The sequence below is a fragment of the Amycolatopsis sp. CB00013 genome (genome assembly GCF_001905755.1).
Classification (GTDB): domain Bacteria; phylum Actinomycetota; class Actinomycetes; order Mycobacteriales; family Pseudonocardiaceae; genus Amycolatopsis; species Amycolatopsis japonica.
Genome location: NZ_LIWC01000006.1, coordinates 26893 through 50573, shown reverse-complemented (window position 1 = coordinate 50573; position 23681 = coordinate 26893). Strand labels below are relative to the sequence as shown.

Genomic DNA, 23681 nt, shown 5'->3' with positions numbered 1-23681 from the left:
CGTGCACGCTGGTGAGGCGATCGCGAAGGCACAGGCGTGGCTGCGCTTCGGCACATCCGTGGATCTGACGACGGGGGAGCACGCGGTCCGGATCGAGCATGATCGGGTGCGCGAGGTTCCGGACGGCTGGCTGGTGCCCTACAACACGATTCGCGCGCTGGACGGCGGGGACCGGCTCGCCTCGCTCGTGCCGCGACCGATGTTGCTCGTGCGGGAAAACGGGGAGCTGCGCCGTCCGGATCCCGATCCGGACGGTCTCGGGCCGAGCGTCCCGGTCCCCTTCGCCGGACAGGAGGACTGGCGAGAGATCCTGGAACCCGAGTTCGCGCGCAGCGGGGTGGCCTATCTCGGAGTGCCGGCGAGTGCAGTACTGGGCTGGCGGAAGCACGATCAGGCGGGCGGGCCGACAGAGGAGATCCGGGCCAATCCCGGCTACCGGCCCGGTCCCGAGCGGCTCGGACATCCAGTCATGGAGACCCGGCTCGAACAGCTCCTCGGTTGCCTTGAGACCCGTCGCTTCAGTCGTGAGCGCTACCTCGCCGGCCTGCTCACCGCGACGGTCCACATCCCGGTCGACCCGCGGACGGAACGACCGCTTTCCTCTTTGTGGCGGGAGAATCCGCGAGCCTTGGCGGTGTTCAGTTCCAGCAGACGGGTTCCGGCGGGGACGGTGAAATGGGTGCGGATGGACGTGCTGTCGTTCGCCGCCGAGTTCCCCGGGACCGGCCTGGTCGTCAACCCCGGTTCGGTTCCTTCGGACTCCGTCACCGTCGAGGAGCTCACTTGGGCGCGAGCGCGGTGGCCGGTCCTCCGCGCGATCACGCGGGTCGTGGAGGTCCCCGCCGAGTACTCGGCGCCGGTCGTGGCCGTGATCGAACAGATCCGTGCGGCAACGGAGGGGATCGACCCCGCAGCCGGGCTCCGTGACGCGGCGGGAAAGGCCAGAACGGCCGGATTCGAACTGTCCGTCGAGGACTGTCAGCGGTTCGTGCTCGGCCGGGCGTGGGAACAGCGCAACGGGGTGGAAACCGGCGGGATCGCCTCCCCTGACGACGACATCGAGGGACAGTCCTGGCCCGAGGACCTCGGCGCGAACGGTCTCGTCGCCGGATACGACGCCGCGGGCCGGGTCCGGCCACACACGTCGGCATCGGGGAAGTTCTTCCGCCAGGACGCCGACGGAGTCCGTTTCGCCTGGCGTCGTATCGCGGGCGCGTTCGCCGGGTTCGCCGCGGGGGAGGCGTTGGGTTCGGCCGTGGACACGGTGACCTGGCCCGAAATCAAGACGAAGTTCGGCGAGGAAGGGGTCGTCGAACCGATCTCCGACGGACGGCTCGGCCCGTTGACCCGGCGACTGCTCTTCCACACCGAAGGGCTGCTGCGCGCTTTACCGCCGCGGTTCGGTGGCGCCGCCTCAGGCAGGTTGATGGCGCTCGGCGCGCTGCTTTCGCGGCCGAGCCCGGACCTCCCCGAAGGCTGGCTCTCCCGCGTCCCGGAAATCCAGGACGGCCGGTCGGAACCGCCCCCGGTCGCGAACGACGTCACCTTTCTGGTGCTGGGAATGGTGGCGGCGCTCTGTGGCGGCGGGCCCGACTCCGATGCCGCGACCGCCACGCAGGTCGGCAGGCTGCTCGCGACCGGTGCCGGTGCCGACGGACCCACCGCCGAGGCGGCCGGTGTGACGGCCGAGCTGTTCACCGGGCTGTTCCACACCGACGCGCCGCCGCCGCAGGTCGTCTGCCGGCGGGTGGCCGAGCGTGAAGGCGCGCGTGGCCCGGCGGTGGCCGCACTCGCCGCCGCGGTGCGCGCTCAGGTAGAGCAGATCCGTCCCGATACCGAGGAACTGGACGGTTTCGGAACCGGCGACACCGCCGTCGACGCGCTGGGCCGTGCCATGATCGCGGTGTCCCGGCGGTTCTTCGATCCGCGCTGGGCGATGCAGGCCGCCGTCAATCACTCCGGGCGCAGCGCGATCACCGGGGCGATCGCCGGCGCGGTGGTGGGGGCACGGGCCGGGGTTCCCGGGCTGCCACAGGAGTGGCTCGGCGGGCTGGGATCACCCGGCTTGGTGGAAACCGTCGCCGGTGACGCGTTCTGGCACTTCTCGGCTCGCTCTCCGGCTGAAGACGAGCGTTTCGCCGACGAGTGGGCGAGGCGGTATCCGCGGATCTGGCCGCCGTCGGACGCGGGCGGGATGGGCGTGGGCCTCGCCGGTGGCCGGCCTGGAACCTGACGACGGCGCCTTCGATGATCGGCAGCGGGGCCTCTGAACGCCGACCTCAGCCCTGATCCGGCATACCGTAGTGGTGCAGGATGGCGGCCATTTGCTCGTACGGAGGGCGCTGTCCGCCGTCCAGCCTGCACCACGCGGCCTCATGACCGACACCGCCGAGGATCGCCACCTTCGCGACCGGTGTCCGTTCGGCGTGTGCGACACCGTTCCTGGCGACCAGTTCGTGTCCGATGAGGACTCCGTAGGGCAGGGCGGGCGGGGTCGGGCCGCTGACCCGCAAGCCGTCCGGCCTGCCGGGGTGAGCGGCGACCACCATCATCCGGGCGAACCCCGCGGCTTCGGCGGCCAACGTCTCGACGGCGGCACGCGGAACCGTTCCCGCGGGAGGACCGCTGAGCTCGACCTCCTCCTGTACACCGGCCTCCACCTTCCGCGTGCGCAAGCGTCCCACCACACCGGGGCCGGTCACGATCACTTCCGTGGGGGCGGGCAGCCGGTCACGGCAGAGGTTCGTGAGCGTCGCGGCAGACCACGGCTCGGTGACCGGTTCGGCGGCGCCCCATCCCGCTGGTTCGCCGTCGCCGAGCGCCGACGTCAAGATTTCGACCGCCCTGCCGAGCCGGAATGTCGCGCCGCCGTCGTGCAGCGTGGTGATCCGCACCTCCAGCGAGCCCGAGCCGGGTATCGGCTCCGCCGGCTCCGCCGCCGTGGCATCCGGTTCGGGGGCGAACCGGGTTCCGGTCCAGTGCAAGGGGAATCCGCGCGTCCCGTCGCGATGACCACCACGGGAGTCCCGGACCACCCATTCGCACCGTCCTTCGCCGAGAAGCAGTTCGAGTGGATACGTGAGACCGCTGTGCTCGGCGGTGACCACTTGGAGCAGCCGACGGCTCGCAGCCGCTTCCCCCGCGGCGGCGACGAGCCGGGGAGAAGCCGAGACGACGGCCCGGAACTGTTCGACGACGATGGCCTCCGCAGTCTCGATGTCGGCGGCGGGGGTGCCGGTCAGCGGTTCGACCACGACAGTCCTCCTGTTCTTTCGACAAGAGCCCCGATGAAGGCCCTGGCGACCGTTTCCGCTTCCGCATCGTCATCACGCGTGCGGCATTCCACCCACCACACCGGATGCGGGACCTCCACTTCGGCGTCGAGGCCGAGCAGGCGTTGTGCTTCACCGGCGACCCGGACGAGCCGGATGTCCTCGATGACCACCAGCGGCCGCCCATCGGGATGATGCAGTTGCGTGACACCGTCTTCCGCCTGCTCCGCGACCAGCAGTTCCGGGCCCGCCACCAGCAGCGCCTCGATGGTCTCCTCCGCGCCGGGTTCGTCGCGGCACAAGCCGATGATGTCGAAGGTCATGCCACTCCTCAGTTCGGGCTGACCGGGAACCGCAGTTCGAAGATCGCGCCGCCCTCGTCGGCGTTGTACACCGCGAGAGTGCCTCCGTGCGCCTGCGCGACCCACCGCACGATCGACAGCCCGAGCCCGGAAGAGCCGCCGGTGCTCGCGAACCGGTCGAAGGCGTCGCCGGCCATCGTCGTGTCGATCCCCGGGCCGTGGTCGGCGACGGTCACGGTGCCGCCGGCGACGGTCAGGTGCACGAACGCCTTCGCGCCCGGGTGGCGGCCGTAGCGCATGGCGTTGTCGAGAAGGTTGCCGATCGCTCGTTGCAGCAGCGCGGGATCGGCGTTGACCTTCGTGGGCGCGGCGGTGACGGTGACTTCGGCGCCTTCGGTCGCGGTGTCCTCGACGATGCCCACCACCAGCTGATCGAGCCAGATCGGCTGGATGCTCAGCTGTTCCACGCCCGCGGCGAGCCGGGCGCGGACGAGCAGGTCGTCGATGATCCCGCCCATTCTCGCGGCGAGCCGGACGGTGCGCGGCAGGAGTTCCGCGGACTGCGCGGGGTTGGCCATCGCGGTTTCGGCGAGCGCGCGCAGGGCGGCGACCGGGGTGCGGAGGTCGTGCGCGGTTTCGGCGAGCAGGACCTCCTGCTGCTGCAAGGCCGCGGCCGCGGGACGGATCGAGCGGCCGGACAGCAGGTGGCCCGCGAAACCGAGGATCGCGACCAGCAGCACGGTGCCGCCGATCACCAGCAACGTGAACCGGGTGTGCGCGGAGTCCTCGGCCTCGGTGGACTGCACCGCGACGACGGCCGCGAACGTCTTGCCGTCGCCGTCGCGCAGCGGTTCGGCGCGGACCTTGACCATGGCGCCGTCGGACGCCTTTTGGTGGCCCTGCACCAGCTTGCCGGTCTTCACCGCCTCGGTCGCCAGGCCGTTCAGCAGCTGCGCGCTCATCGGGACGCAGTTCGCCCGGGAGAAATGCGGCTGGAACGCGGGCGCCCCGCCGGACAGGATCGCGAACTGGGGGCAGCGGTCGTTCAGCACGTCGGTGTTGACCAGACCGAAGCCGACGGTGCCGTCGAATTCGACCAGTCTGCTGACCGAAGACGTGACCTGGGTCAGCGCCGCGTCGATCCGTTCGTCACCCTGGTCGCCGTCCTCGTTGATGAGCAGCCACGCGAAGACGACCAGCCCGAGCGTGTTCATCACGGTGAACAACGCGGTCAGCGTCCAGCGCAGCCTGCGCAGCCGGTCGGCCGAGGAGTGGGTGTTCACCGGGCGCCCAGCCGGTAGCCGAGGCCGCGGACGGCGTGGATCAGTTCGGGTTCCTTCAGCTTGCGGCGCAAGCGCTTCACCACCACATCGACCACATTGGACATCGGATCGGCCTGCGCGTCCCAGCAGTGCTCGATCAGATCGGCCCGCTGCACGGGCAGGCCCGCCCTGGTCAGCAGGTATTCGAGCACCGCGTACTCCTTGTTGGTCAAGGTGAGCAGCACGCCCGCGCGCCGCACCTCACGCCGCGCGCAGTCCATCACCAGATCTTCGTGCTGCAGCACCGAGGGCCGGTCGAACGCCGACCGGTGGCACAGGTTCGCCACCCGCTCGGTCAGCTCGGCCATCACGAACGGCTTCACGAGGTAGTCGTCGCCGCCGTGCTCGAACCCCGCCACCCGGTCGGCGAGCGCGTCGCGCGCGGTGAGGAACAGCACCGGCGCCCGCCAGCCCAGCTGCCGCCGCATGTGCACGTATTCGATGGCGTCGCCGTCCGGCAGCATCCGGTCCAGGACCACGCAGTCGTGGTGCGTTCCGCGCAGCAGCCGGTCCGCGGTCGCGATGTCGCCCGCCTCGTCGACGACGAAGCCGGCCGCGCGCAGCTGCGTGACCAGTGCGAGCCGCAGATTCCCGTCGTCTTCGACGACCATCACCCGTGTCATCAAAACCTCATGTTCGGACAGCGAAAGTAGACGCGTGCAGTTCCCGGTGCCCCTGAACGCTAACGCGTCGGGTGCCCGTGACCGCCCCGGTGGCGGGGAACTGGCATGAACAGGACGTCGTCGGCGGCACCGCGCCGGGGGAAGAGGGAGGTACCTGCGATGACCGTGCAGACCGGCCAGCTCAGTCTGGTCACGGGAGCGGGCCCGGGCGGCGACCGGGCGGGGCTCGGCGAGCTGCTCGCGGAAGCGACCGGCGAAGTGCTCGTCATGAGCACGGGAACGGACACCGCGTTCCAGCGGATCGCGCTCGGAGGCGTGCGCCCCGGCGTCCGGCACAAGGTGCTCTTCCCCGACTCCGCACGGATGTCCGGCGCGCTGAACCGGATGTCGCGGGCGGGCGCCGAGGTGCGGACCGACGCCGAGGTCCCGATGGACGCGCTGGTGATCGACCGGACCTCGGTCGTCCTTCCGGCGGAAGGCAGGCAGGCGGGTTCCGCGGTGTTCCGGCTGCCCGGCGTGGTCACCGCGACGGTCGGGCTGTTCGAGCGGATCTGGCAGGCCGCCGCCCCGCTCGTCCCGCTGGATCTCCCGGAACCCGAGAACGCTTCGATCCTGACCTGCCGCGAACAGGAACTGCTGACGCTGCTCTTCTCCGGCACGACCGACGAATCCGCCGCCGCTCGGCTCGGCGTCTCGGTGCGGACGGTGCGCCGGATGGTCGCCGACATCATGAACCGGCTCGGTGCCCGCAGCCGGTTCCAGGCAGGCGCCAAGGCCGTCGACCGCGGCTGGCTGATGGCGAAGGCGGGCTGATGACCACCTCGACCTCCGGCCGCGTCCTGCTGGTGTCCCAGCGGCCAGGCGCGTACCCGACCATCGGCGACGCCTTGGTGGACGCGTCCGACGGCGCCGTCATCACCATCGCTGGCGGCGAATACGCCGAGACCGTCGAGCTCGCGGGTCTCCGGGTGACGTTGGCCGCGGCGGACGGCGCCACCGTCGTCGTCGACGGCCGGGGGGCCGACCGGCCGGTTTTCCGCACCACAGGAGGAGCTCTCGCGCTCGACGGGATCGAAGTCCTGGCGGGCGGCGCGTCCGCGATCCAGGCCGACGACACGGAACTGGCCGTCCGGAACTGCACCGTCTCCGGCGGCCGCGGGCCGGCGATCGCGATCCGCGGCACGACGGCGTTCGCCGTGAGCGGTTGCGTGATTTCGGCGGCGGAGCAGGGGATCCTCGTCGACGGTTCGCCGGGGAGGATCGAGGACACCACCGTCGAAGACGTGCTGGGCGACGGGATCACCGTCGGGCAGGGCGCGGATCCGGTCGTCACCGGATGCACGGTGACCGGCTGCGGGCTGAGGGGCGTCTACGTCTACCAATACGCCCGGCCGGTCGTCGAAGGCTGCACCGTCTCGCACACCGGTCACGAAGGCATCGCCGTGGCGCACCACGGGGTGCCGGTGATCAAACGGTGCACGGTCACCGACACCCGGGGCCCGGGGATCTCGTTCGCGTCCGGTTGCGGTGGCGAGATCTCCGCTTGCCGGGTCTCGAACACGGCGGAACCGGGGATCGCCATCGCCGAAGGGGCGACGCCGACGGTCGGGGAGACCGCCGAGCCCGGCGCGGTGGAGGACGACGCCCTGGAGGAGATGCTCGCCGAACTCGACTCGATGATCGGCCTTCCCGGGGTCAAGGAAGAAGTCCGTTCGCTGGTCGACGAGTTGCAGGTCAACGAATGGCGCCGCCGGGCCGGGCTGCCGGTCGGGGCGGCGGGGCACCATCTGATCTTCGCGGGCGCGCCCGGCACGGGGAAGACGACGGTCGCGCGGATCTACGGCAAACTGCTGAAGGCGCTGGGAGTCCTGCCGGTCGGCCAGTTCCGCGAGGTGTCCCGCCGGGATCTCGTCGGGCAGTACATCGGGCACACCGCCGAAAAGACCGCGACGGTCTTCGAGGAGGCCAAGGGTGGGGTCCTGTTCATCGACGAGGCGTACACGCTCACCCGGCTCGCCGGTTCCGGCGGCGATTTCGGCCAGGAGGCGATCGACACCCTGGTGCCGTTGATGGAGGAACATCGCGACGAGGTGGCGGTGATCGTGGCCGGGTACACCGGCGAGATGGTCGATTTCCTCGCCGCCAACCCCGGTCTCGCGTCGCGCTTCGGCAAGACGATCGAGTTCGAGAACTACAGCCCCGACGAACTGCTCGCCATCTTCGGGCGGATGGCGTCCGCCGGGGACTACGAACTCGATCCCGCCGCGGGCCCGGTGCTGACCGGCCATTTCCGGCGCGTTTCCGGCGACGTCAACTTCGGCAACGCGCGGGACGCGCGCCTGCTGTTCGAGAAGGCGCGCACGGCTCAGTCGCAACGTTTGCGGCTGCTGGGCCGGATGCCCGCGATCGAAGAACTGCGCGGGTTGCACGTGGCCGACGTGGAGGCCGCCATCACGCGATAACGTTCGGGTGTGCGGGTGCTGGTGACCGAGGACGACGAGAACTTGCGGGTGGCGCTGGAATTCGCGCTGCGCGGCGACGGCTTCGCGGTGGACACCGCCGCCGATCTGCCGGGCGCGGACGAGGCGTTGACGGTGAACGCCTACGACTGCGCGGTGTTCGACCGGATGCTGCCTTCGGGTGACGCGCTGGCCTACGTCCGCAACCGGCGCAGCGCCGGATGGCCGATGCCGGTGCTGTTCCTGACCGCGCGCGACAGCGTTGCCGACCGGATCGACGGTTTACGCGTCGGTGGCGGCGATTACCTGGTCAAGCCGTTCGCGATGCCGGAACTGATCGCGCGGGTGCGCAGCCTGTGCCGCCGGGACATGGCCGGGCAGGCGGTGATCCTGCGCTGCGCCGACGTCGAACTCGACACCGGCAGGCACCAGATCTCGCGGGCGGGCGTGCTGCTCACCGTGACCCGCAAGGAGTATCTCGTCATGGAGCGGCTGATGGCCGCGACCGGGCGGCCGGTCTCGCGGCGGGAACTGATCCGGTACGCCTGGGACGAGATGGCCGATCCGGCGTCCAACGTGCTGGACGTCGTGATCGCGCGGCTGCGGCGGAAGCTCAAGGACCCGCCGCTCATCCACACCGTGCGAGGGTCGGGTTACCGCATGGCGCCGCTTCAGTAGGCCACGGGCCGCTCCCACCCCGCCCGAATGAGACCGTCGACACCCCGCGCGCCCCGGATGTGCCATGCTCGACAGCGCACGAGGCGGCGAAACCGAGAGGTGACGAGGGTGTCCATCTGGGCAGGCGTGATCAATTTCGTCCGGGCGCGGTACGAGGTGCTCGAAGAGCGGGACGGCTGGCTCCGGTTCCGCGTCGACACCGGCGACGGCCGCGGCCAGCAGGTGTCCTTGCACCACTTGCCCGACCACGACGGCGCGGAGTGGGTGGAGATCTCGTCTCCGGTCGGCTGGGCCGACAAGATCGACCTGCGGCGCCTGCTCGAACTGGCCGGCGGTGATTCGGTCGGCGGCGCGGCGGTGGTCGACGGTGTCGCGCTGCTCAAGCACACGATTCCGCTGGTCGACCTGAATCTGGTCAACGAATTCGAACATCCGCTGAAGTCCCTCGTCACGCGTGCCGACACCCTCGAACACGAGCTGACCAAGGCCGACGAGTTCTGATAGGACCCTTCGGAAGTACGTGAAGGCCCCCTGCGCCGCAGGGGGCCTTCACTCGTTTCGAGGGTCAGAGGCGCTCCTGCAGCGCGTCCGCGGCGGCGAGGAGGTCCGCGGCCCAGCGTGCCCCCGGCTTACGCCCTATACGTTCGATGGGCCCGGAAACCGACACCGCGGCGACGACGGTGCCCGTCGAATCCCGTACCGGCGCCGAGACACTCGCCACACCCGGTTCCCGTTCGGCCACGCTCTGGGCCCAGCCGCGACGGCGGACTTCGAGCAGGGTGCGCTCCCCGTACACCGCCTCGGTGAGGATCGTGCGCTGTGTGTGCGGATCCGACCACGCGGCGAGCACCTTCGCGCCGGAGCCCGCGGTCATCGGCAGCCGTGAACCGATCGGCACCGTGTCACGCAGCCCGCTCGGCGGTTCCGCCGTCGAAACGCAGACGCGCTGGACGCCGTCACGGCGGTACAGCTGAACGCTTTCGCCGGTGATGTCGCGCAGTTTCGGCAGCACCGAACTCGCCGCGTCGAGCAGCGGGTCGGTCGAACCGCCCGCCAGTTCCGCGAGTGCGGTACCCGGGCGCCAGCGGCCGTCGGGGCCGCGCCGCAACAGGCGATGCACTTCGAGGCCGACCGCGAGCCGATGCGCCGTCGCGCGCGGCAAACCGGTCCGCGTGCACAGTTCCGCCAGGCCACAAGGATCTTCGGCCACGGCCTGAAGCACGGCCACGGCCTTGTCGAGTACTCCGATACCGCTATGCTGTCCCACAAGCCGATACTATCTTCCCGAAGTTTGAGATGTCCAGATGGTGGGAAGCACCTATTCCATCGCATGTGAGGAGCCGGAAATGCCCCGGACACTGGCCGAGAAAGTGTGGGAGTCGCACCTGGTGCGGCGCGGCGAGGGGGCCGAGCCCGACCTGCTCTACATCGATCTCCACCTGCTGCACGAGGTCACCAGCCCCCAGGCGTTCGACGGACTCCGCCTGGCCGGACGGAAACTGCGCCGCCCCGACCTCACCATCGCCACCGAGGACCACAACGTCCCGACGATCGACATCGAGCTGCCGATCGCGGATCCCGTTTCCCGCACCCAGGTCGACACCCTTCGCGCCAACTGCAAGGAGTTCGGCGTCCGGCTGCACCCGATGGGCGACGCCGAGCAGGGCATCGTGCACGTCATCGGCCCGCAGCTGGGCCTGACCCAGCCCGGGATGACCGTGGTGTGCGGTGACAGTCACACTTCGACGCACGGTGCCTTCGGCGCCATGGCGTTCGGCATCGGTACCTCCGAGGTCGAACACGTGATGGCCACGCAGACCCTGCCGCTCCGTCCATTCAAGACGATGGCGATCACGGTCGACGGGCAACTGCGGCCCGGCGTCACGGCGAAGGACATCATCCTCGCGGTGATCGCGAAGATCGGCACCGGCGGCGGGCAGGGCTACGTCCTCGAGTACCGCGGCGAGGCCATCGAAAAGCTGTCGATGGAAGCCCGGATGACGGTGTGCAACATGTCCATCGAAGCCGGCGCGCGCGCCGGGCTCATCGCGCCGGACGAGACGACGTTCGCGTATCTGAAGGGCCGTCCGCACGCGCCGCAGGGCGCCGATTGGGACGCCGCCGTCGAGAACTGGCGCGAACTCCGCACGGACGACGACGCCGTCTTCGACGCCGAGGTGCGCCTGAACGCCGACGAGCTCACGCCTTTCGTGACCTGGGGCACGAACCCGGGCCAGGGGCTCCCGCTGGGCGCCGAGGTGCCCGACCCGGAGCGCATCGGCGACGAGAACGAGCGCATCGCCGCTGAAAAGGCCCTGTCCTATATGGACCTGAAGCCGGGCACGCCGCTGCGCGAGATCGCGGTGGACACCGTCTTCCTGGGCTCGTGCACGAACGGCCGGATCGAGGATCTGCGGGCCGCCGCGGACGTCCTGCGCGGGCACAAGGTCGCCGATTCGGTGCGGATGCTCGTGGTCCCCGGCTCGATGCGGGTCCGCCAGGCGGCGGAAGCCGAAGGGCTGGACCAGGTCTTCACCGAAGCGGGCGCGGAATGGCGTCAGGCGGGCTGCTCGATGTGCCTCGGCATGAACCCGGACCAGCTCAAGCCGGGCGAGCGCAGCGCGTCGACCTCGAACCGCAACTTCGAAGGCAGGCAGGGCAAGGGCGGCCGGACGCATCTGGTGTCGCCGCTCGTGGCGGCCGCCACGGCCGTGCGGGGAACGCTGTCCAGCCCCGAAGACCTCCAGCCCGCCGCCGCTCGCTGACATCGCTGACATCCGCGAAGGAGTTCCCAACATGGACGCGTTCACCCACCACACCGGCGTCGGGGTCCCGCTGCGCAGGTCCAACGTGGACACTGACCAGATCATCCCGGCGGTCTACCTCAAGCGCGTGAGCCGCACCGGCTTCGAGGACGGGCTCTTCGCCGCCTGGCGGTCCGACGAGTCGTTCATCCTCAACCAAGAGCCCTTCAAGAGCGGGTCGGTCCTGGTCGCGGGCCCGGACTTCGGCACCGGTTCTTCCCGTGAGCACGCGGTGTGGGCCTTGATGGACTACGGCTTCCGGGTCGTGATCTCCTCCCGGTTCGCGGACATCTTCCGCGGCAACTCGGGCAAGCAGGGCCTTGTCGCCGCTCAGGTCGAGCAGGCGGACGTCGAACTGCTGTGGAAGCTGCTCGAAAACGAGCCCGGCACGGAGGTCACGGTGGACCTCGAGTCGAAGACGGTACGGGCCAAGGACTTCACCGCGCCCTTCCAGATCGACGACTACACCCGCTGGCGGCTCCTCGAAGGGCTCGACGACATCGCCCTGACACTCCGCCACGCGGATGAGATCGACACTTTCGAGACCGGGCGCCCCTCCTGGAAGCCGGTGACCCTCCCGGCGGCCTCCTCCTAGGGCAGGTCAAAGGGGGCGGATTCCCTTGCTGAGCAGGGAATCCGCACCCCGGCCGGGAGTCCTCGGCACAGCCCCGAAACCACACCGAACGGCACCTCCGGAGGCCCTCAAGGGGTCCCTCGGGAGGCGGAACAGCCCCCGAGACAAGGGAAATTTCCGCGCGTCGTTTGGAATTTGTGCTGCATTGGTAATACCGTGTGCGCTAAGTCGGCCGACGGGGCCGTGTACAAGTAGTTCTTCTTGGAGGACTGGAATGGCCAACAAGGCCCAGCTGATCGAGGCGCTGTCGGAGCGCCTGGGCGACAAGAAGGTCGCGTCGGAGGCCGTCGATGGCCTTGTCGACATCATCATCCGGACGGTCAACAAGGGCGAGAAGGTGAACATCACCGGCTTCGGTGTGTTCGAGAAGCGCGCCCGCGCCGCCCGCACCGCGCGGAACCCGCGCACCGGTGAGACCGTTCGCGTCAAGAAGACCAACGTGCCCGCGTTCCGCGCCGGCACGACCTTCAAGGACGTCATCAGTGGTTCGAAGAAGCTGCCGAAGGCCACCGCTGTGAAGCGCGCGACCGCCGGCACCGCGACTCGCGCCACCGCCACCCGCGCGACGACGACCCGGACGGCCGCCAGCCGCCCGGCCGCGACGCGTTCCACGACCACGCGGACCCGCGCCGCCGCGACGACGACGCGCGCCGCCGTGAAGCCGGCCGCCAAGGCGACCGCGACCAAGGCCGCGGCCAAGACGACCGCGACCAAGGCCGCGCCGAAGACCGCCGCCAAGGCCACGACTCGCGCCACCACGGCCAAGAAGGCGACCGCCACCAAGGCCGCCGCGAAGCCGGCCGCCAAGGCGACCGCTGCCAAGGCTCCCGCGAAGAAGGCTCCGGCCAAGCGGACTTCGGCTGCCGCGAAGAAGAAGTAAGCTCCCTCTCCACGAGTGAGCCAACGGCAAGGCCCCGCGCACCGCGCGGGGCCTTGCCGCATTTCCAGGGCCGTGATCGACGCTGACGCACTCGCGCGCGGTCTCCGGGGATCTTGTCCCGACACGGATCCGCGGCGACCCTGTGGGCGAATGTGATGCGATTCTCGCGCCCTCATGCGAAGTCGCGGAAAAGAATCCGCTTCGATCGTCACTCCGATGGACGCACGGTCCCGCTCACTGGCTCCACAGTGGAGCGACGTGCGCCGGTTCGCCTCGACACCGCCGGAGTAGGCACGTCACCCACGTGGGGGAGCGGCGCCGTCGGGTTTCCTTGAGGGGCAAGCCTGACGCGAGGGGGTTGCGAAAGCCACTTTCGCAACCTTCAACGTTGCGAAAGCCACTTTCGCAACGAGGAGGCGCGGCGGGCGCGGTCGTCGTGAGGCGCTCCCCGTCGCATGTCGCGAAAGCCACTTTCGCGACATCAGACGTCCCGAAAGTGGCTTTCGCGACATCCTCGCGGCACGCGGATACGCCCAGCCAGACCTCAAATAGCCCTGTAGCGCGTGAAGGCCTCCTTCCCTCGGCTCAGCCGAGGGAAGGAGGCCTTCACGCGCGATGAAGCCTCAGGGATGGGCGGGTGCGGGCGTGGGCAAAGGCGACGCGAAATAGTCCGCGGCCACCAGTACCGGCCCGTCCTCTTCGGTCGGCGCCCGGAACGACAGCACCCAGAACGAGCCCTTCTTCGACGGCACCACACCGCCGCGCGCGGCGGTCAGGTCGACGCCGTCGCGGTCGGCCAGCGCGCTGACGACGTCCGGGATCACCCCGCCCTGGCTGGAGATCACCGGCGTCCCACCGTCTCCGGCGATGGCCAGCAGCCGGGCGACACCGAGCACCGGGTCCGGCCAGTAGCCCTCTTCCGACAGCAGCGGCTCGTGCCGGATCTCGACCCCGAGATCCTCGGCGAGCCCGTTCACCGTCTGGACGCACCGAAGCCGCGGCGCCGAGAGCACCCTGCCGGGCGCGTAGTGCCGCAGCAGCGAACGCAAAGCCTCGGCCTGACGCTGGCCCGCGTCCGACAGCGGCCGCAGATCGTCGTCGCCGTTCCACTCGTCGCGTTTACCCGCTTTGGCGTGCCGCACCAGGATCACCGTGGTGAGTTCGGGCGGCAGCGCGGAGAACTCGCGCAGCACCCGGACGTCGCCCGGCCGCGTCAACAGTTTCTCCGCCGACTCCGTGTCGAGCCAGCGCAGCTCGTCGACCTCCTCGTTCGGCGCGAACGCGCCGGAAGCCGCGTGCGCGGAGAAGTAGTCGACGGTCTTCGGCGCTCCCGCCACGGTGTATTCGGTCCGCACCAGATACCGGCCGAGCACCGCTTCGAATCCGGTCTCCTCGGCGATCTCCCGGACCGCCGCGCCCGCGATGGTCTCGCCGGGATCCAGCTTTCCCTTCGGCAGCGACCAATCGTCATAGCGAGGCCGGTGGACCAGCGCGACCTCGATCCGGTCGCCCTGACGACGCCAGAGAACGGCTCCCGCCGCCCGCACGGTCCCGCTCATCCCGCCGCTCCGTGCCGCTTCGCCAGTTCGACCTGGTGGTCGCGGACGTCGTCCCCGGACGCAGGGAACGGGGTCCACTCGCCGGTGGAACCCAGCACCCAGCACCGGGTCGAGGGATGCAGCGCGGATTCGAAGATGTAGTCCAGCTGCGCCGTGAGTTTCGGATCCTTGACCCGCACCAGCGCTTCGATCCGGCGGTCCAGGTTGCGGTGCATCATGTCCGCGCTGCCGATCCAGCGCGTGCCGCCGGCGAGGAAGGTGAAGATCCGCGAGTGCTCCAGGAACCGGCCGAGGATGGAGCGCACGTGGATGTTCTCGCTCAGTCCCTCCACACCCGGCTTCAGCGCGCAGATCCCGCGCACCACGATGTCGACCGGCACCCCGGCCTGTGAGGCGTGGTACAGCGCGTCGATCACCTGCTCGTCGACGAGCGAGTTGCACTTGATCCGGATCCCGGCGGTCTGGCCCGCCCTGGCGAGCTCGATCTCCTCGCCGATCGCGCGCACGATGCCGCGCCGGATCCCGTGCGGCGACGTGAGGATGTTGCGGTAGGTGTCCTGGCGGGAGTACCCGGTCAGCACGTTGAACAGATCCGTCAGGTCCGCGCCGATCGTCGGGTCGGCGGTCAGGATGCCGAGATCCTCGTACAGCCGCGCGGTCTTCGGGTTGTAGTTGCCGGTGCCGATATGGCAGTAGCGGCGGATGGTCGAACCCTCCTGGCGCACCACCATCGACACCTTGCAGTGCGTCTTCAGCCCGACGAGCCCGTAGACCACGTGCACGCCCGCGCGTTCCAGCGTACGGGCCCAGGTGATGTTGGCCTGTTCGTCGAACCGCGCCTTGATCTCGACCAGCGCGACGACCTGCTTGCCCGCCTCGGCCGCGTCGATCAGCGCGTCGACGATCGGGGAGTCGCCGGAGGTGCGGTACAGCGTTTGCTTGATCGCCAGCACCTTCGAGTCCGCGGCGGCCTGTTCGATGAACCGCTGGACGCTGGTGGAGAACGAGTCGTACGGGTGGTGCACGAGGACGTCGCCCTCGCGCAGCGTCGCGAACACCGACTTCGGCGTCTCGCGCTCACCGAACGCCGGATGCGTGGCGGGAACGAAAGGGCGGTCCTTGAGTTCCTTCCGGTCGACGCCGGACAACTGGTGCAGGCAGGTCAGATCCAGCAGACCCGGGACCTCGACGACGTCGCGCGGGTCGACCTCCAGTTCGCGCAGCAGCAGTTCGAGCATGTGCTCGCTCATGTCCTGCGCCACTTCGAGCCGCACCGGCGGGCCGAACCGCCGCTGCGCCAGTTCGCGTTCCAGCGCCTGGAGAAGATCCTCGTCCCGGTCTTCCTCGACCTCGAAGTCCGCGTTGCGGGTCACCCGGAACGCGTGGTGCTCGGTGACCTCCATCCCGGTGAACAGCTCGCCGAGATGCGCGGCGATCAGTTCCTCCAGCGGCAGGAAGGTCGCGGTGCGGACCTCACGCGGCTGTTGCTCGATGCGCATCAGGCGCGGCACATTGCTCGGCACCTTGACGCGCGCGAACCGCTCGGTGCCCGCTTCCGGGTCCCGGACGGTGATCGCGAGGTTGAGCGAAAGGCCGGAGATGTAGGGGAACGGGTGCGCGGGATCGACGGCCAGCGGTGTGAGCACCGGGAAGATCTGCTCGCTGAAGTAGTTGGACAGCCGGAGCTGGTCGGCGCCGGTCAGGTCGTTCCAGCCGACGATGTGGATGTCCTCGTCGGCCAGCTGCGGCCGCAGGTGCAGCTCGAAGGCGTTCGTGTGCCGCTCGACCAGGTCCTGGTTGCGTTTGGCGATGTACGCCAGCTGTTCGCGCGGGGTGAGCCCGTCCGCGCTGCGGACCGGGAGGCCGGTCTCGTCGCGGCGTTTCAGCCCGGCGACCCGCACCATGTAGAACTCGTCCAAATTGGACGCGAAGATCGCCAGGAACTTGGCGCGTTCGAGCAGCGGCTGCGACTCGTCCTCGGCCAGCGCGAGCACGCGCGCGTTGAAGTCCTGCCACGACAGCTCACGGTTGAAGTACCGGTCGTCGGGAAGGCTCTCGACGGCCGTGGGCGCCGACGTCACCGCGGGCGGCGCGGCGGGCAGCGCGCGGAACTCCTGGGCGGGGCGGCTCGCCGAGCCACCACGCGTCGCGCGGACGGCCGTGCGCGGGGTCGAACTGTTCGTCTTCCGCGCACGGACGGGTTTCGCCGTGCCGTTGTCCGGTTCCGGTTTCGCGGCGGAGGTCTTCCGCTTCCTTGCCGAGTTCGGGGTGCCGCCGTCATTTGTGCTCACGGGCTTCATTGTTCACCACTCGGGGCGATTATGTGCGCCGCGCGCGGGTCGGCAGGGTGAACTCTCGTCACATCACCACGCAGGGTGTTCCCAGCAGCGTTGAGGTGCGCTTTCCGACACCGAGGGTGCGGACGTGAGCGAGATCATCCGCGGTGTCGACGTCGGCGCGAAGCGATTCCGCGGCGATCGTGAGCGGGGTCGCACCGGAGGCGGTGTGCGCCCGCGCGGAACCCGTGCCGAAGCGGGGTGCCAACGCCTGCCCGGCGCCCGCGAGCAACAGCGTGGTGCCCGTTCCCTGCCGGTCCGCGACGAACGCCCGTCGTCCGGCGGCCCCGGCCAGCGCGGCGGTGAGGTCTTCGGTCCGCAGCGCGGGGAGATCGGCCTGCAGGGCGCCGACGAGACCGGACGGCCCGTCCCGGCGCAGCAGTTCCTCGCCGTGGCGCAGGGCCGCGTTCAGTCCGCCGCGCGACGGTTCGGTGACGATCTCGACGCCCAGCTCGGTGAGATCCGCCACGGACGCCGGGTCGGCGGCGACCACCAGCACCCGCCGGACCCCGTCCGCCGAGGTCGCCGCGGACAACGTGTCGTAGGCCAGCGCCAGCACCAGTTCGGCGTGCCGCTCGGGCACCACCGCGCCGCGAAGCCGCGACTTGCCCTCGGCGGGGCGTTTCATCGGCACTATCAGGTCAAAGCCCACACGGTCCACATCTCACTTCTTACCCGACCCTCCCTGGACCGCGCTCGTATGCGCGCGGCAGGATCAATGGTCTGGGACGACACGTGTGACTTCGAGGAGGACGAATTGGCCCGGCGTGAGAAGGGCGGCATCTGGGTGGGCATCGCCGCCGCACTGTTCTACCCGGCGACGGCCATCGGCAAGCGGGTCTACCGCAACGCCGAGCGGATCCCCCGCGAAGGCGGCGCGCTGCTCCTGCTCAACCACGTGTCCCACATGGACCCGGCGGTGGACGCGGTGTTCGTGCACCGGCAGAAGCGGGTGCCGCGGTTCCTCGGCAAGGAGAGCCTGACCAGGGCGCCGCTCTTCGGCAAGATCTTCGTCGGCGCCGGCCAGATCCCGGTGTCCCGCGGTTCGGCCGCCGCCGGCGACAGTCTCAAGGCCGCCCACCAGGCGTTGCGTGACGGCAAGGTCGTGGTGATCTATCCGGAGGGGACGATCACCAAGGACCCGGACGGCTGGCCGAAGAAGCCGTTCACCGGGGCCGCGCGGCTCGCGCTGGAGACCGACGTGCCGGTGATCCCGATCGCCCGCTGGGGCACGAACCACATCTTCAACGGCTACACGAAGAAGTTCACGCCGTTCCCGCGCAAGAAGATCACGCACCTGGTCGGCGAGCCGATGGACCTTTCGGCGTACAAGAACGGTTCGACCCGCAGCGCGTCCAAGCTGCGCGAGGTCACCGACCTGATGATGACGGAGATCACCGCGCTGCTCGCGGAGATCCGGCAGGAGGAACCGCCCGCGAAGAAGCCGGAGGACGACGCCTGATGGCCGAGGTCCAGCGGGTCACCGTGCTCGGCGCCGGATCGTGGGGGACGGCGTTCGCCAAGGTGCTCGGCGACGCCGGCCGCGACGTGACCATGTGGGCCCGGCGGCCCGAGGTCGCGGCCGAAATCCGGGAGCGGCATCTCAATTCGTCCTATTTACCCGGTATCGAACTGCCGGAGCGGATCACCGCGACGGCCGATCCGGCCGAGGCCCTCGACGGCGCGCAGGCCGTGGTCCTCGCGGTGCCGAGCCAGACCTTGCGGACCAATCTCTCGGAGTGGTCCGGTCTGCTGCCGCCCGACGCGATCCTCGTGAGCCTCGCGAAGGGTGTCGAGCTGGGCACGCTCAAGCGGATGAGCGAGGTCATCGCCGAGATCGCGCGGGTCGACGACGGGCAGATCGTGGTCGTGTCCGGGCCGAACCTGGCGAAGGAGATCGCGCTGGGGCAGCCCGCGGCGGCGGTGCTGGCGTGCACCGACCACGACAACGCCAAGGCGATCCAGCAGGCGAGCTTCAACCAGTACTTCCGGCCGTACACCAACACCGACGTCGTCGGCTGTGAGCTGGGCGGGGCGTGCAAGAACGTCATCGCGCTCAGCTGCGGGATGGCGGCGGGGCTGGGACTGGGCACCAACACCACCGCGACGCTGATCACCCGCGGGCTGGCCGAAATGGCCAGGCTCGGCGCGAAACTCGGCGCCGACCCGCTGACCTTCGCCGGGCTCGCCGGTGTCGGCGACCTGGTGGCGACCTGCTCGTCGCCGTTGTCGCGCAACCGGACCTTCGGCGAGCGGCTCGGCCGGGGCGAGACGCTGGAGCAGGCGCTGGCGGCCACCGGCGGCCAGGTCGCCGAGGGCGTCAAATCGTGCACGTCGATCCGGGAACTGGCGATGGGCCTCGGTGTCGACATGCCGATCACGGACGCGATGCACCGCGTGTGCCACGAAGGTGTCGACCCGCGGCGTGCGGGGGCCGAGCTGCTCGGGCGGTCGCAGAAGCACGAGTGGTCCTGAGGGAGACCGCAATATCGCGACAGACCGGGGCGGATCCGTGTTGCGAGCATGGACGTCAGGTGCAGAACTCACGGTCCACGGTATGAGATCTGTTGACCGCCGGGCTCCGCACTGGTTCGCTGGGCGCATGTTCGCACGTGGGATGACTGTGTCGCGGGGCCTCTCGGGTCTTGGCGTGGTCGCGTGCGCGTGTCGCTGTTGTCGGTGAACCCAGCCCCGGCCCAGCTCGACACCTACTTCCTTTTGCGAGGACACCGCCATGTTCGCCGTCCCGGACAACACGCTCGTCATTCCCGAAAACCCAGCCCTGCGCCACCCGGTGCGCGTCGCGCTCGAATTCGCCGCGGACCGCGACCGCTGGCGGCACCTGCTGCGTTACGACCCCGAGGAGCGCTTCTCGGCTCTCGTCGACGCCGATGAACTGCAAGAGATCTGGTTGATGAGCTGGCTGCCCGGCCAGCACACCGACCTGCACGACCACGAGTTCGCCGCGGGCGCGTTCACCGTCGTCAGCGGGAAGCTGAGCGAGACAGTCGCCCGGCGCGCGGCCGGCGGACGTGCCGTGACCGAGCTGCACTCGCTGTCGGAAGGGCAGTCCCGCGTCTTCGGTCCCGGCTACATCCACGAGGTGCGCAACGACGGCCCGGATCCCGCCGTCAGCGTGCACGTCTACCGGCACCGGCCCCGCGCCATGCGGCCTTACCACCTGGACCCCATCTCAGGCCCCTCTCGCGTTTAGTCCTCTGAATGCGTTCCTTACGCATTCAGAGGACTAAACGCGGGGGTCAGGCGAGGTCGCCGCGCAGGCGGAATTCGGCTTCGACGCGCTCCCGGGAGGCGCCGGTGGCGAGCAGGGTGTGCAGCAGGAGCCGGGATTTGCGCGGGTCCAGCCAGCCCGCCATCGTCGCGCCCATCGCGATCAGATCCGACTCCGAACCCCGGAAGCCGTAGGTGCCGCGGAACGTCGGCCCGGCACCGGTGCGGCCGGCGACCACGATCGGCACCTCCGCCAGGGCCCGCTCGATCACGTCGGCGGATCCCGCCGAAACGTGCCCGGCGCCGTTGGCGGCGAGCACCACTCCCTTGACCCCGGCCTTGACCAGCGTTTCCAGGAGTTCGCCGGTGTCGTCGACGCCGCTCTCGACGATCGGCACCAGCCCGGAGAAGTCGGCGTTCTCCAGCGGCAACGCCGCCGGACGGGCGGCCGCCGGATGGAAGTAGTGCACCAAACCCTCGCTGACCAGCGCGAGCGGGCCGGCGGGGGCCGAGGAGAACGCCTCGACGTGGCTCGAATGCGTCTTCCGGACCCACCGTCCGGCGTGGACGTCGTCGTTGAACGCGACCAGCGAGCCGCGGCCCCGGCCGCGTGGATCGGCGGCGACTGTCAGCGCGGCGAGGATGTTCCCCGCGCCGTCGGCGCTGGGCAGGCTGGGGTTGCGCATCGCGCCGGTGACCACGATGGGCGCCTCGGAAGCCCACGTCAGCTCGAAGAAGTACGCCGTCTCTTCGAGCGTGTCCGTGCCCTGGATCACGACGACGCCTTCAGCGCCTTCGTCGACGGCCCGAGCGGCCCAGTCCCGCGTCCTGATCAGGGTCGCGAAGTCCATCGAGGCGCTGGAAATCCCCGCCAGCGTCTCCGCGCGGACGTCCATCTCGAGGTTCTCGCCCAGGTCGCCGAGCAGGTCGGCGGCGGTGAGCCGGGGGACGGCGTGGTCTTCGCCGTCACCGGGGACCATGGAGATGGTGCCGCCCAGGGCGGCGACGGCGACAAGGGGCCGTTTCTCAGGGGAGACGCTCATACGGACATCTTCCCAAAACTTTGTGGCGGGTAAGGCGAATGTGGCGCGATGCCGAGGCGCGTCGTGAAAGCCACTTTCGCGACGTCTGATGTCCCGAAAGTGGCTTTCGCGACACGGCCGCTGCGAGTCCCAAGGCTCACCGCGCCTTGACGGCCTCGATGGTGAAACTCGCCGCCAGCCGCTGCGGATCTTCGGTCAGCCGCCATTCCTCGGTCGCCTCGTCGAGGGTCATGAACCCCGGCAGCGCGTTCCACGGCACGCTGTCGTGCTCCACCAGTCGCGTCAGCGTCAACCCCGCGTCGAGCAGCGAGGTGACGATCTCGCCCAGCCCGTGGTTCCATTCGTGCGTCCGGTTGTGCTGGAACGAAACGTCGGTGTCCACATAGGTCCCCGGCTCGTCGAACACCAGCGGTTCGGCCTGTTCGAAATACGGGTACTTCGGCGTGATCTGCGGCTGCGTCTCGTCGAGAGTGCCCAGCATCGGATGCATGTCGCGGATGAACAGCCGTCCGCCCGGCTTCAGCAGCTTCCCGACGACCTGTCCCCAGCGGGCGATGTCCGGCAGCCAGCAGATCGCGCCGATCCCCGTGTAGACGAGGTCGAATTCCCCGGCGCCCAGTACGTCGGCGGCACTGTACACATCGGACTCGTGGTAGTCGATCTCCGCGCCGGTCTCGGCGGCCAGCCGTCGCGCGATCTCCAGCGCGGGCGCGGAAAAGTCGAGACCGGTCATCCGGGCGCCGAGGCGGGACAGGGAAAGCGTGTCCGTGCCGATATGGCACTGGAGGTGGACCCCGCGCGCGCCGGAGACATCGCCGAGCAGCGGCTGGTCGAAGGTGACCACGCCGCTGAGATGCGTCGGATCCGCGACGAACTTCTCGTAACCGTAGTCGGCCGAAGCGGCGTGCGCGGGAGCGCGTTCGTCCCAGTTCGCCCGGTTGACCGTCACGTAATCCGTCACGCCGTCGCGGCCTTTTCGGCGGCGCTGCGCAGCACGCAGAATTCGTTGCCTTCGGGGTCTCCGAGGACGGCCCAGCCGGTGCCGTCGGGATTGCGCCGGTCGTGCAGGAGGGTCGCGCCGAGCTTCAGCAGGCGCTCCACCTCCTCGTCGCGCGGGATGTCCGGGGTGAGGCAGAGGTGGATCCGGTTCTTCACCGTCTTCGGCTCCGGGACCTGCCCGAAGAACAGCGTGACACCGTTGTCCATCTCGATGATCGCCTCGGGATCGCCGGGCACGTCGTCGTCGGCCATCGGTTTGCCGACGACACCGCTCCAGAAACGGCCCAGTTCGTAGGCGTCGGCGCAGTCGAAGAAGAAGTTCTGTACGACAGAGGTCATGACGCCGCAGTCTGCCCGAGCCCGTGGAACCCGGCCAACGGTTTACGCCAGCCGCAGCCCCGGCGACCGGTGCACCTGCCGTTCCGCGTCGATGACCAGCACCTGGCAGCCCGGCCGCGACGCGACCCACGCGATCCCTTCCGTCCCCATCGCGAAGGCGGCGGTAGCGAGGGAATCCGCGGTGACGAGGTCGTCGGCGGCGACCGTGACGCTCAGCAGCCCGACGGGCGGGCGCCCGGTCCGGCCGTCGAGGATATGCGCGCCGCGTTCGTATTCGGCCGAGGTCGCGACCGCGCCGCCGGAGGATTCCACCACGGCGCAGACCGCGTCGGGCCGTTCGGGATGCCGGATGCCGACCCGCCAGGCGCGGCCGGGTTCCGGTTCGCCGGACGTGATCACGTCGCCGCCGGCGTTGATGCAGAACACGTCCAACCCCTCGGCCAGCAACAGCGACGCCGCCTGCTGCACCGCCCAGCCCTTGACCACCGCGTTCGGATCGAGCCGCCGTCCGGGGAGCCGGGCGGTGAACGCCCCGCCGGACAGCCGTTCGTAGTGGTCGCACAGCGAAAGCACTTCCAGGAGGTCGTCGCTCAGTTCCGACGGCGAGAGTTCGCCGCGGTCGTAGCGGCAGACCTCGCTGTCGGCCTTGAACGGGCTGAACCGCGCGTCGACCTCCCGCAGCCAGCCGAAGACGCCGTCGATGGCGTGGTCGACGAGCCCGCCGCCCGCCCGGACGTCGACCGAGACCGGCAGCCCCATCACCTGTTCGACGCGGTTCATCTGGCGTCCAGTGCCGCCTGCAACGATTTGACGTACGACTCGCTCGTCGACGTCGCCCCGGAGACGGTGTCGATGTCGGCGCTCTGCGCGGTCAGCGTCTCCTCCTGCAGGATCGGGATCGCGTCGACCCCTCGGCCGCTCGTCGGCCGTTGCAGCAGACGGACTTCGGAGATCTTGTCCTCGGCCGAGATCACCAGCCGCACCTGCACGGTGCCGTACCGGTTGCTCTCCACCGAGCCGTCGAGGGTGCGTTCGGCGCCCTCGGACGCTCCACCGTCCGCGCTCGACGACGGTGCCGGAGCGGGCGCCGCGACGGCCACGGTCTCAGAGCCGAGCGGGCCGGGTTCGTACAGCCACACACCGAGGAAGCCGGCGGCCGACAGCGCGACCGTGGCCGCGACGATGGTCTTCTTCATGATC

General features: G+C 69.8%; 24 protein-coding genes. 11 read left to right on the top strand and 13 right to left on the bottom strand.

The window, feature by feature from the left end; all coding sequences use genetic code 11:
* The first annotated feature begins 1 nt into the window (after nt 1).
* Nucleotides 2-2233, top strand: a complete 2232-nt coding sequence (locus tag AMK34_RS33650) for a YrhB domain-containing protein (RefSeq protein WP_241832924.1) — start codon at nt 2-4, stop codon at nt 2231-2233.
* A 46-nt stretch (nt 2234-2279) separates the two neighbouring features.
* Here AMK34_RS33650 and AMK34_RS33645 read toward each other — a convergent pair whose 3' ends face one another.
* Genes AMK34_RS33645 through AMK34_RS33630 form a run of 4 tightly spaced genes read right to left on the bottom strand, consistent with a single transcriptional unit; the run spans nt 2280 to nt 5519 of the window.
* A complete protein-coding gene (locus tag AMK34_RS33645; RefSeq protein WP_038509482.1) occupies nt 2280-3254 on the bottom strand; it encodes a DUF6177 family protein in 975 nt (324 codons plus the stop codon).
* A complete protein-coding gene (locus tag AMK34_RS33640; RefSeq protein WP_038509484.1) occupies nt 3239-3595 on the bottom strand; it encodes a hypothetical protein in 357 nt (118 codons plus the stop codon). The genes AMK34_RS33645 and AMK34_RS33640 overlap by 16 nt, the downstream gene beginning before the upstream one ends.
* A gap of 8 nt (nt 3596-3603) precedes the next feature.
* Complete coding sequence (locus AMK34_RS33635) at nt 3604-4857, bottom strand: sensor histidine kinase (RefSeq protein WP_073848061.1); 1254 nt, start codon at nt 4855-4857, stop codon at nt 3604-3606.
* Entirely contained in the window at nt 4854-5519 is a 666-nt protein-coding gene (locus AMK34_RS33630) for a response regulator transcription factor (RefSeq protein ID WP_174492007.1), read from the bottom strand. Before AMK34_RS33630 ends, AMK34_RS33635 begins: the two co-directional genes overlap by 4 nt.
* 159 nt (nt 5520-5678) lie before the next feature.
* Here AMK34_RS33630 and AMK34_RS33625 point away from each other — a divergent pair, with 159 nt between their 5' ends.
* From AMK34_RS33625 to AMK34_RS33610, 4 genes are all read left to right on the top strand, one after another.
* Nucleotides 5679-6332: a helix-turn-helix transcriptional regulator gene (locus tag AMK34_RS33625; protein ID WP_073848060.1), complete on the top strand. Its 654-nt coding sequence runs from the start codon at nt 5679-5681 to the stop codon at nt 6330-6332.
* The gene (locus AMK34_RS33620) at nt 6332-7981 is read left to right on the top strand and encodes a right-handed parallel beta-helix repeat-containing protein (RefSeq protein ID WP_038509488.1); all 1650 of its coding nucleotides are present in this window, start codon (nt 6332-6334) and stop codon (nt 7979-7981) included. The genes AMK34_RS33625 and AMK34_RS33620 overlap by 1 nt, the downstream gene beginning before the upstream one ends.
* A gap of 9 nt (nt 7982-7990) precedes the next feature.
* Nucleotides 7991-8656: a winged helix-turn-helix domain-containing protein gene (locus tag AMK34_RS33615; protein ID WP_037342057.1), complete on the top strand. Its 666-nt coding sequence runs from the start codon at nt 7991-7993 to the stop codon at nt 8654-8656.
* A gap of 108 nt (nt 8657-8764) precedes the next feature.
* On the top strand, nt 8765-9157 hold the full coding sequence (locus tag AMK34_RS33610) for a hypothetical protein (RefSeq protein ID WP_038509490.1): 393 nt from the start codon (nt 8765-8767) through the stop codon (nt 9155-9157).
* A 64-nt stretch (nt 9158-9221) separates the two neighbouring features.
* Here AMK34_RS33610 and AMK34_RS33605 read toward each other — a convergent pair whose 3' ends face one another.
* Nucleotides 9222-9923, bottom strand: a complete 702-nt coding sequence (locus tag AMK34_RS33605; RefSeq protein WP_007031477.1) for an IclR family transcriptional regulator — start codon at nt 9921-9923, stop codon at nt 9222-9224.
* Between the two features lie 79 nt (nt 9924-10002).
* Between AMK34_RS33605 and leuC the strand changes: the two genes are divergently transcribed.
* From leuC to AMK34_RS33590, 3 genes are all read left to right on the top strand, one after another.
* Complete coding sequence (gene leuC, locus AMK34_RS33600) at nt 10003-11421, top strand: 3-isopropylmalate dehydratase large subunit (protein WP_073848059.1); 1419 nt, start codon at nt 10003-10005, stop codon at nt 11419-11421.
* Nucleotides 11422-11452: 31 nt separating this feature from the next.
* A complete protein-coding gene (gene leuD / locus AMK34_RS33595; RefSeq protein ID WP_073848058.1) occupies nt 11453-12055 on the top strand; it encodes a 3-isopropylmalate dehydratase small subunit in 603 nt (200 codons plus the stop codon).
* Nucleotides 12056-12308: 253 nt separating this feature from the next.
* Nucleotides 12309-12974: an HU family DNA-binding protein gene (locus tag AMK34_RS33590; RefSeq protein WP_073848057.1), complete on the top strand. Its 666-nt coding sequence runs from the start codon at nt 12309-12311 to the stop codon at nt 12972-12974.
* A gap of 623 nt (nt 12975-13597) precedes the next feature.
* Here AMK34_RS33590 and AMK34_RS33585 read toward each other — a convergent pair.
* From AMK34_RS33585 to cofC, 3 genes are read right to left on the bottom strand one after another with little or no spacing between them, the layout of a single operon-like run.
* Nucleotides 13598-14533 (bottom strand): NUDIX hydrolase, encoded by a 936-nt coding sequence (locus AMK34_RS33585; protein WP_073848056.1) that lies wholly within the window; start codon nt 14531-14533, stop codon nt 13598-13600.
* Complete coding sequence (locus tag AMK34_RS33580; RefSeq protein WP_174492008.1) at nt 14530-16833, bottom strand: RNA degradosome polyphosphate kinase; 2304 nt, start codon at nt 16831-16833, stop codon at nt 14530-14532. The genes AMK34_RS33585 and AMK34_RS33580 overlap by 4 nt, the downstream gene beginning before the upstream one ends.
* A 58-nt stretch (nt 16834-16891) precedes the next feature.
* Nucleotides 16892-17497 carry a 2-phospho-L-lactate guanylyltransferase gene (gene cofC, locus AMK34_RS33575; protein WP_038509500.1) on the bottom strand — a complete coding sequence of 202 codons (606 nt, stop codon included), beginning with the start codon at nt 17495-17497 and terminating at the stop codon, nt 16892-16894.
* 90 nt (nt 17498-17587) lie between these two features.
* Between cofC and AMK34_RS33570 the strand changes: the two genes are divergently transcribed.
* The 3 genes from AMK34_RS33570 (at nt 17588) to AMK34_RS33560 (ending at nt 20083) form a co-directional block, all read left to right on the top strand.
* Nucleotides 17588-18331 carry a lysophospholipid acyltransferase family protein gene (locus AMK34_RS33570; protein ID WP_073848055.1) on the top strand — a complete coding sequence of 248 codons (744 nt, stop codon included), beginning with the start codon at nt 17588-17590 and terminating at the stop codon, nt 18329-18331.
* Nucleotides 18331-19344, top strand: coding sequence for an NAD(P)H-dependent glycerol-3-phosphate dehydrogenase (locus tag AMK34_RS33565; protein WP_174492009.1), 1014 nt, complete (start codon nt 18331-18333; stop codon nt 19342-19344). The genes AMK34_RS33570 and AMK34_RS33565 overlap by 1 nt, the downstream gene beginning before the upstream one ends.
* Nucleotides 19345-19603: 259 nt before the next feature.
* Nucleotides 19604-20083 (top strand): cysteine dioxygenase, encoded by a 480-nt coding sequence (locus AMK34_RS33560; RefSeq protein ID WP_073848054.1) that lies wholly within the window; start codon nt 19604-19606, stop codon nt 20081-20083.
* Between the two features lie 46 nt (nt 20084-20129).
* On the opposite strand, the gene AMK34_RS33555 is transcribed toward AMK34_RS33560, so the two are convergent.
* The 5 genes from AMK34_RS33555 to AMK34_RS33535 all read right to left on the bottom strand — a co-directional run bounded on the left by AMK34_RS33555 (nt 20130) and on the right by AMK34_RS33535 (nt 23677).
* The gene (locus tag AMK34_RS33555; protein WP_073848053.1) at nt 20130-21143 is read right to left on the bottom strand and encodes an asparaginase; all 1014 of its coding nucleotides are present in this window, start codon (nt 21141-21143) and stop codon (nt 20130-20132) included.
* Between the two features lie 136 nt (nt 21144-21279).
* A complete protein-coding gene (locus AMK34_RS33550) occupies nt 21280-22104 on the bottom strand; it encodes a class I SAM-dependent methyltransferase (RefSeq protein ID WP_073848052.1) in 825 nt (274 codons plus the stop codon).
* A complete protein-coding gene (locus tag AMK34_RS33545) occupies nt 22101-22481 on the bottom strand; it encodes a VOC family protein (RefSeq protein WP_038509512.1) in 381 nt (126 codons plus the stop codon). The genes AMK34_RS33550 and AMK34_RS33545 overlap by 4 nt, the downstream gene beginning before the upstream one ends.
* A 42-nt stretch (nt 22482-22523) precedes the next feature.
* Nucleotides 22524-23261: an FAD:protein FMN transferase gene (locus tag AMK34_RS33540; RefSeq protein WP_037342073.1), complete on the bottom strand. Its 738-nt coding sequence runs from the start codon at nt 23259-23261 to the stop codon at nt 22524-22526.
* Nucleotides 23258-23677 (bottom strand): FMN-binding protein, encoded by a 420-nt coding sequence (locus AMK34_RS33535; RefSeq protein ID WP_073848051.1) that lies wholly within the window; start codon nt 23675-23677, stop codon nt 23258-23260. Before AMK34_RS33535 ends, AMK34_RS33540 begins: the two co-directional genes overlap by 4 nt.
* Nucleotides 23678-23681: the final 4 nt, after the last annotated feature.

Excerpts from the sequence above, each read along its gene's own strand:
- AMK34_RS33585 (WP_073848056.1), bottom strand. The coding sequence starts at position 14,533 with ATGAGCGGGACCGTGCGGGCGGCGGGAGCCGTTCTCTGGCGTCGTCAG.
- AMK34_RS33620 (WP_038509488.1), top strand. The coding sequence starts at position 6,332 with ATGACCACCTCGACCTCCGGCCGCGTCCTGCTGGTGTCCCAGCGGCCA.
- AMK34_RS33580 (WP_174492008.1), bottom strand. The coding sequence starts at position 16,833 with ATGAAGCCCGTGAGCACAAATGACGGCGGCACCCCGAACTCGGCAAGG.
- AMK34_RS33570 (WP_073848055.1), top strand. The coding sequence starts at position 17,588 with ATGGTCTGGGACGACACGTGTGACTTCGAGGAGGACGAATTGGCCCGG.
- AMK34_RS33555 (WP_073848053.1), bottom strand. The coding sequence starts at position 21,143 with ATGAGCGTCTCCCCTGAGAAACGGCCCCTTGTCGCCGTCGCCGCCCTG.
- AMK34_RS33565 (WP_174492009.1), top strand. The coding sequence starts at position 18,331 with ATGGCCGAGGTCCAGCGGGTCACCGTGCTCGGCGCCGGATCGTGGGGG.
- cofC (WP_038509500.1), bottom strand. The coding sequence starts at position 17,497 with ATGAAACGCCCCGCCGAGGGCAAGTCGCGGCTTCGCGGCGCGGTGGTG.
- leuC (WP_073848059.1), top strand. The coding sequence starts at position 10,003 with ATGCCCCGGACACTGGCCGAGAAAGTGTGGGAGTCGCACCTGGTGCGG.
- AMK34_RS33545 (WP_038509512.1), bottom strand. The coding sequence starts at position 22,481 with ATGACCTCTGTCGTACAGAACTTCTTCTTCGACTGCGCCGACGCCTAC.
- AMK34_RS33540 (WP_037342073.1), bottom strand. The coding sequence starts at position 23,261 with ATGAACCGCGTCGAACAGGTGATGGGGCTGCCGGTCTCGGTCGACGTC.
- AMK34_RS33560 (WP_073848054.1), top strand. The coding sequence starts at position 19,604 with ATGTTCGCCGTCCCGGACAACACGCTCGTCATTCCCGAAAACCCAGCC.
- AMK34_RS33590 (WP_073848057.1), top strand. The coding sequence starts at position 12,309 with ATGGCCAACAAGGCCCAGCTGATCGAGGCGCTGTCGGAGCGCCTGGGC.
- leuD (WP_073848058.1), top strand. The coding sequence starts at position 11,453 with ATGGACGCGTTCACCCACCACACCGGCGTCGGGGTCCCGCTGCGCAGG.
- AMK34_RS33625 (WP_073848060.1), top strand. The coding sequence starts at position 5,679 with ATGACCGTGCAGACCGGCCAGCTCAGTCTGGTCACGGGAGCGGGCCCG.
- AMK34_RS33640 (WP_038509484.1), bottom strand. The coding sequence starts at position 3,595 with ATGACCTTCGACATCATCGGCTTGTGCCGCGACGAACCCGGCGCGGAG.
- AMK34_RS33535 (WP_073848051.1), bottom strand. The coding sequence starts at position 23,677 with ATGAAGAAGACCATCGTCGCGGCCACGGTCGCGCTGTCGGCCGCCGGC.
- AMK34_RS33630 (WP_174492007.1), bottom strand. The coding sequence starts at position 5,519 with ATGACACGGGTGATGGTCGTCGAAGACGACGGGAATCTGCGGCTCGCA.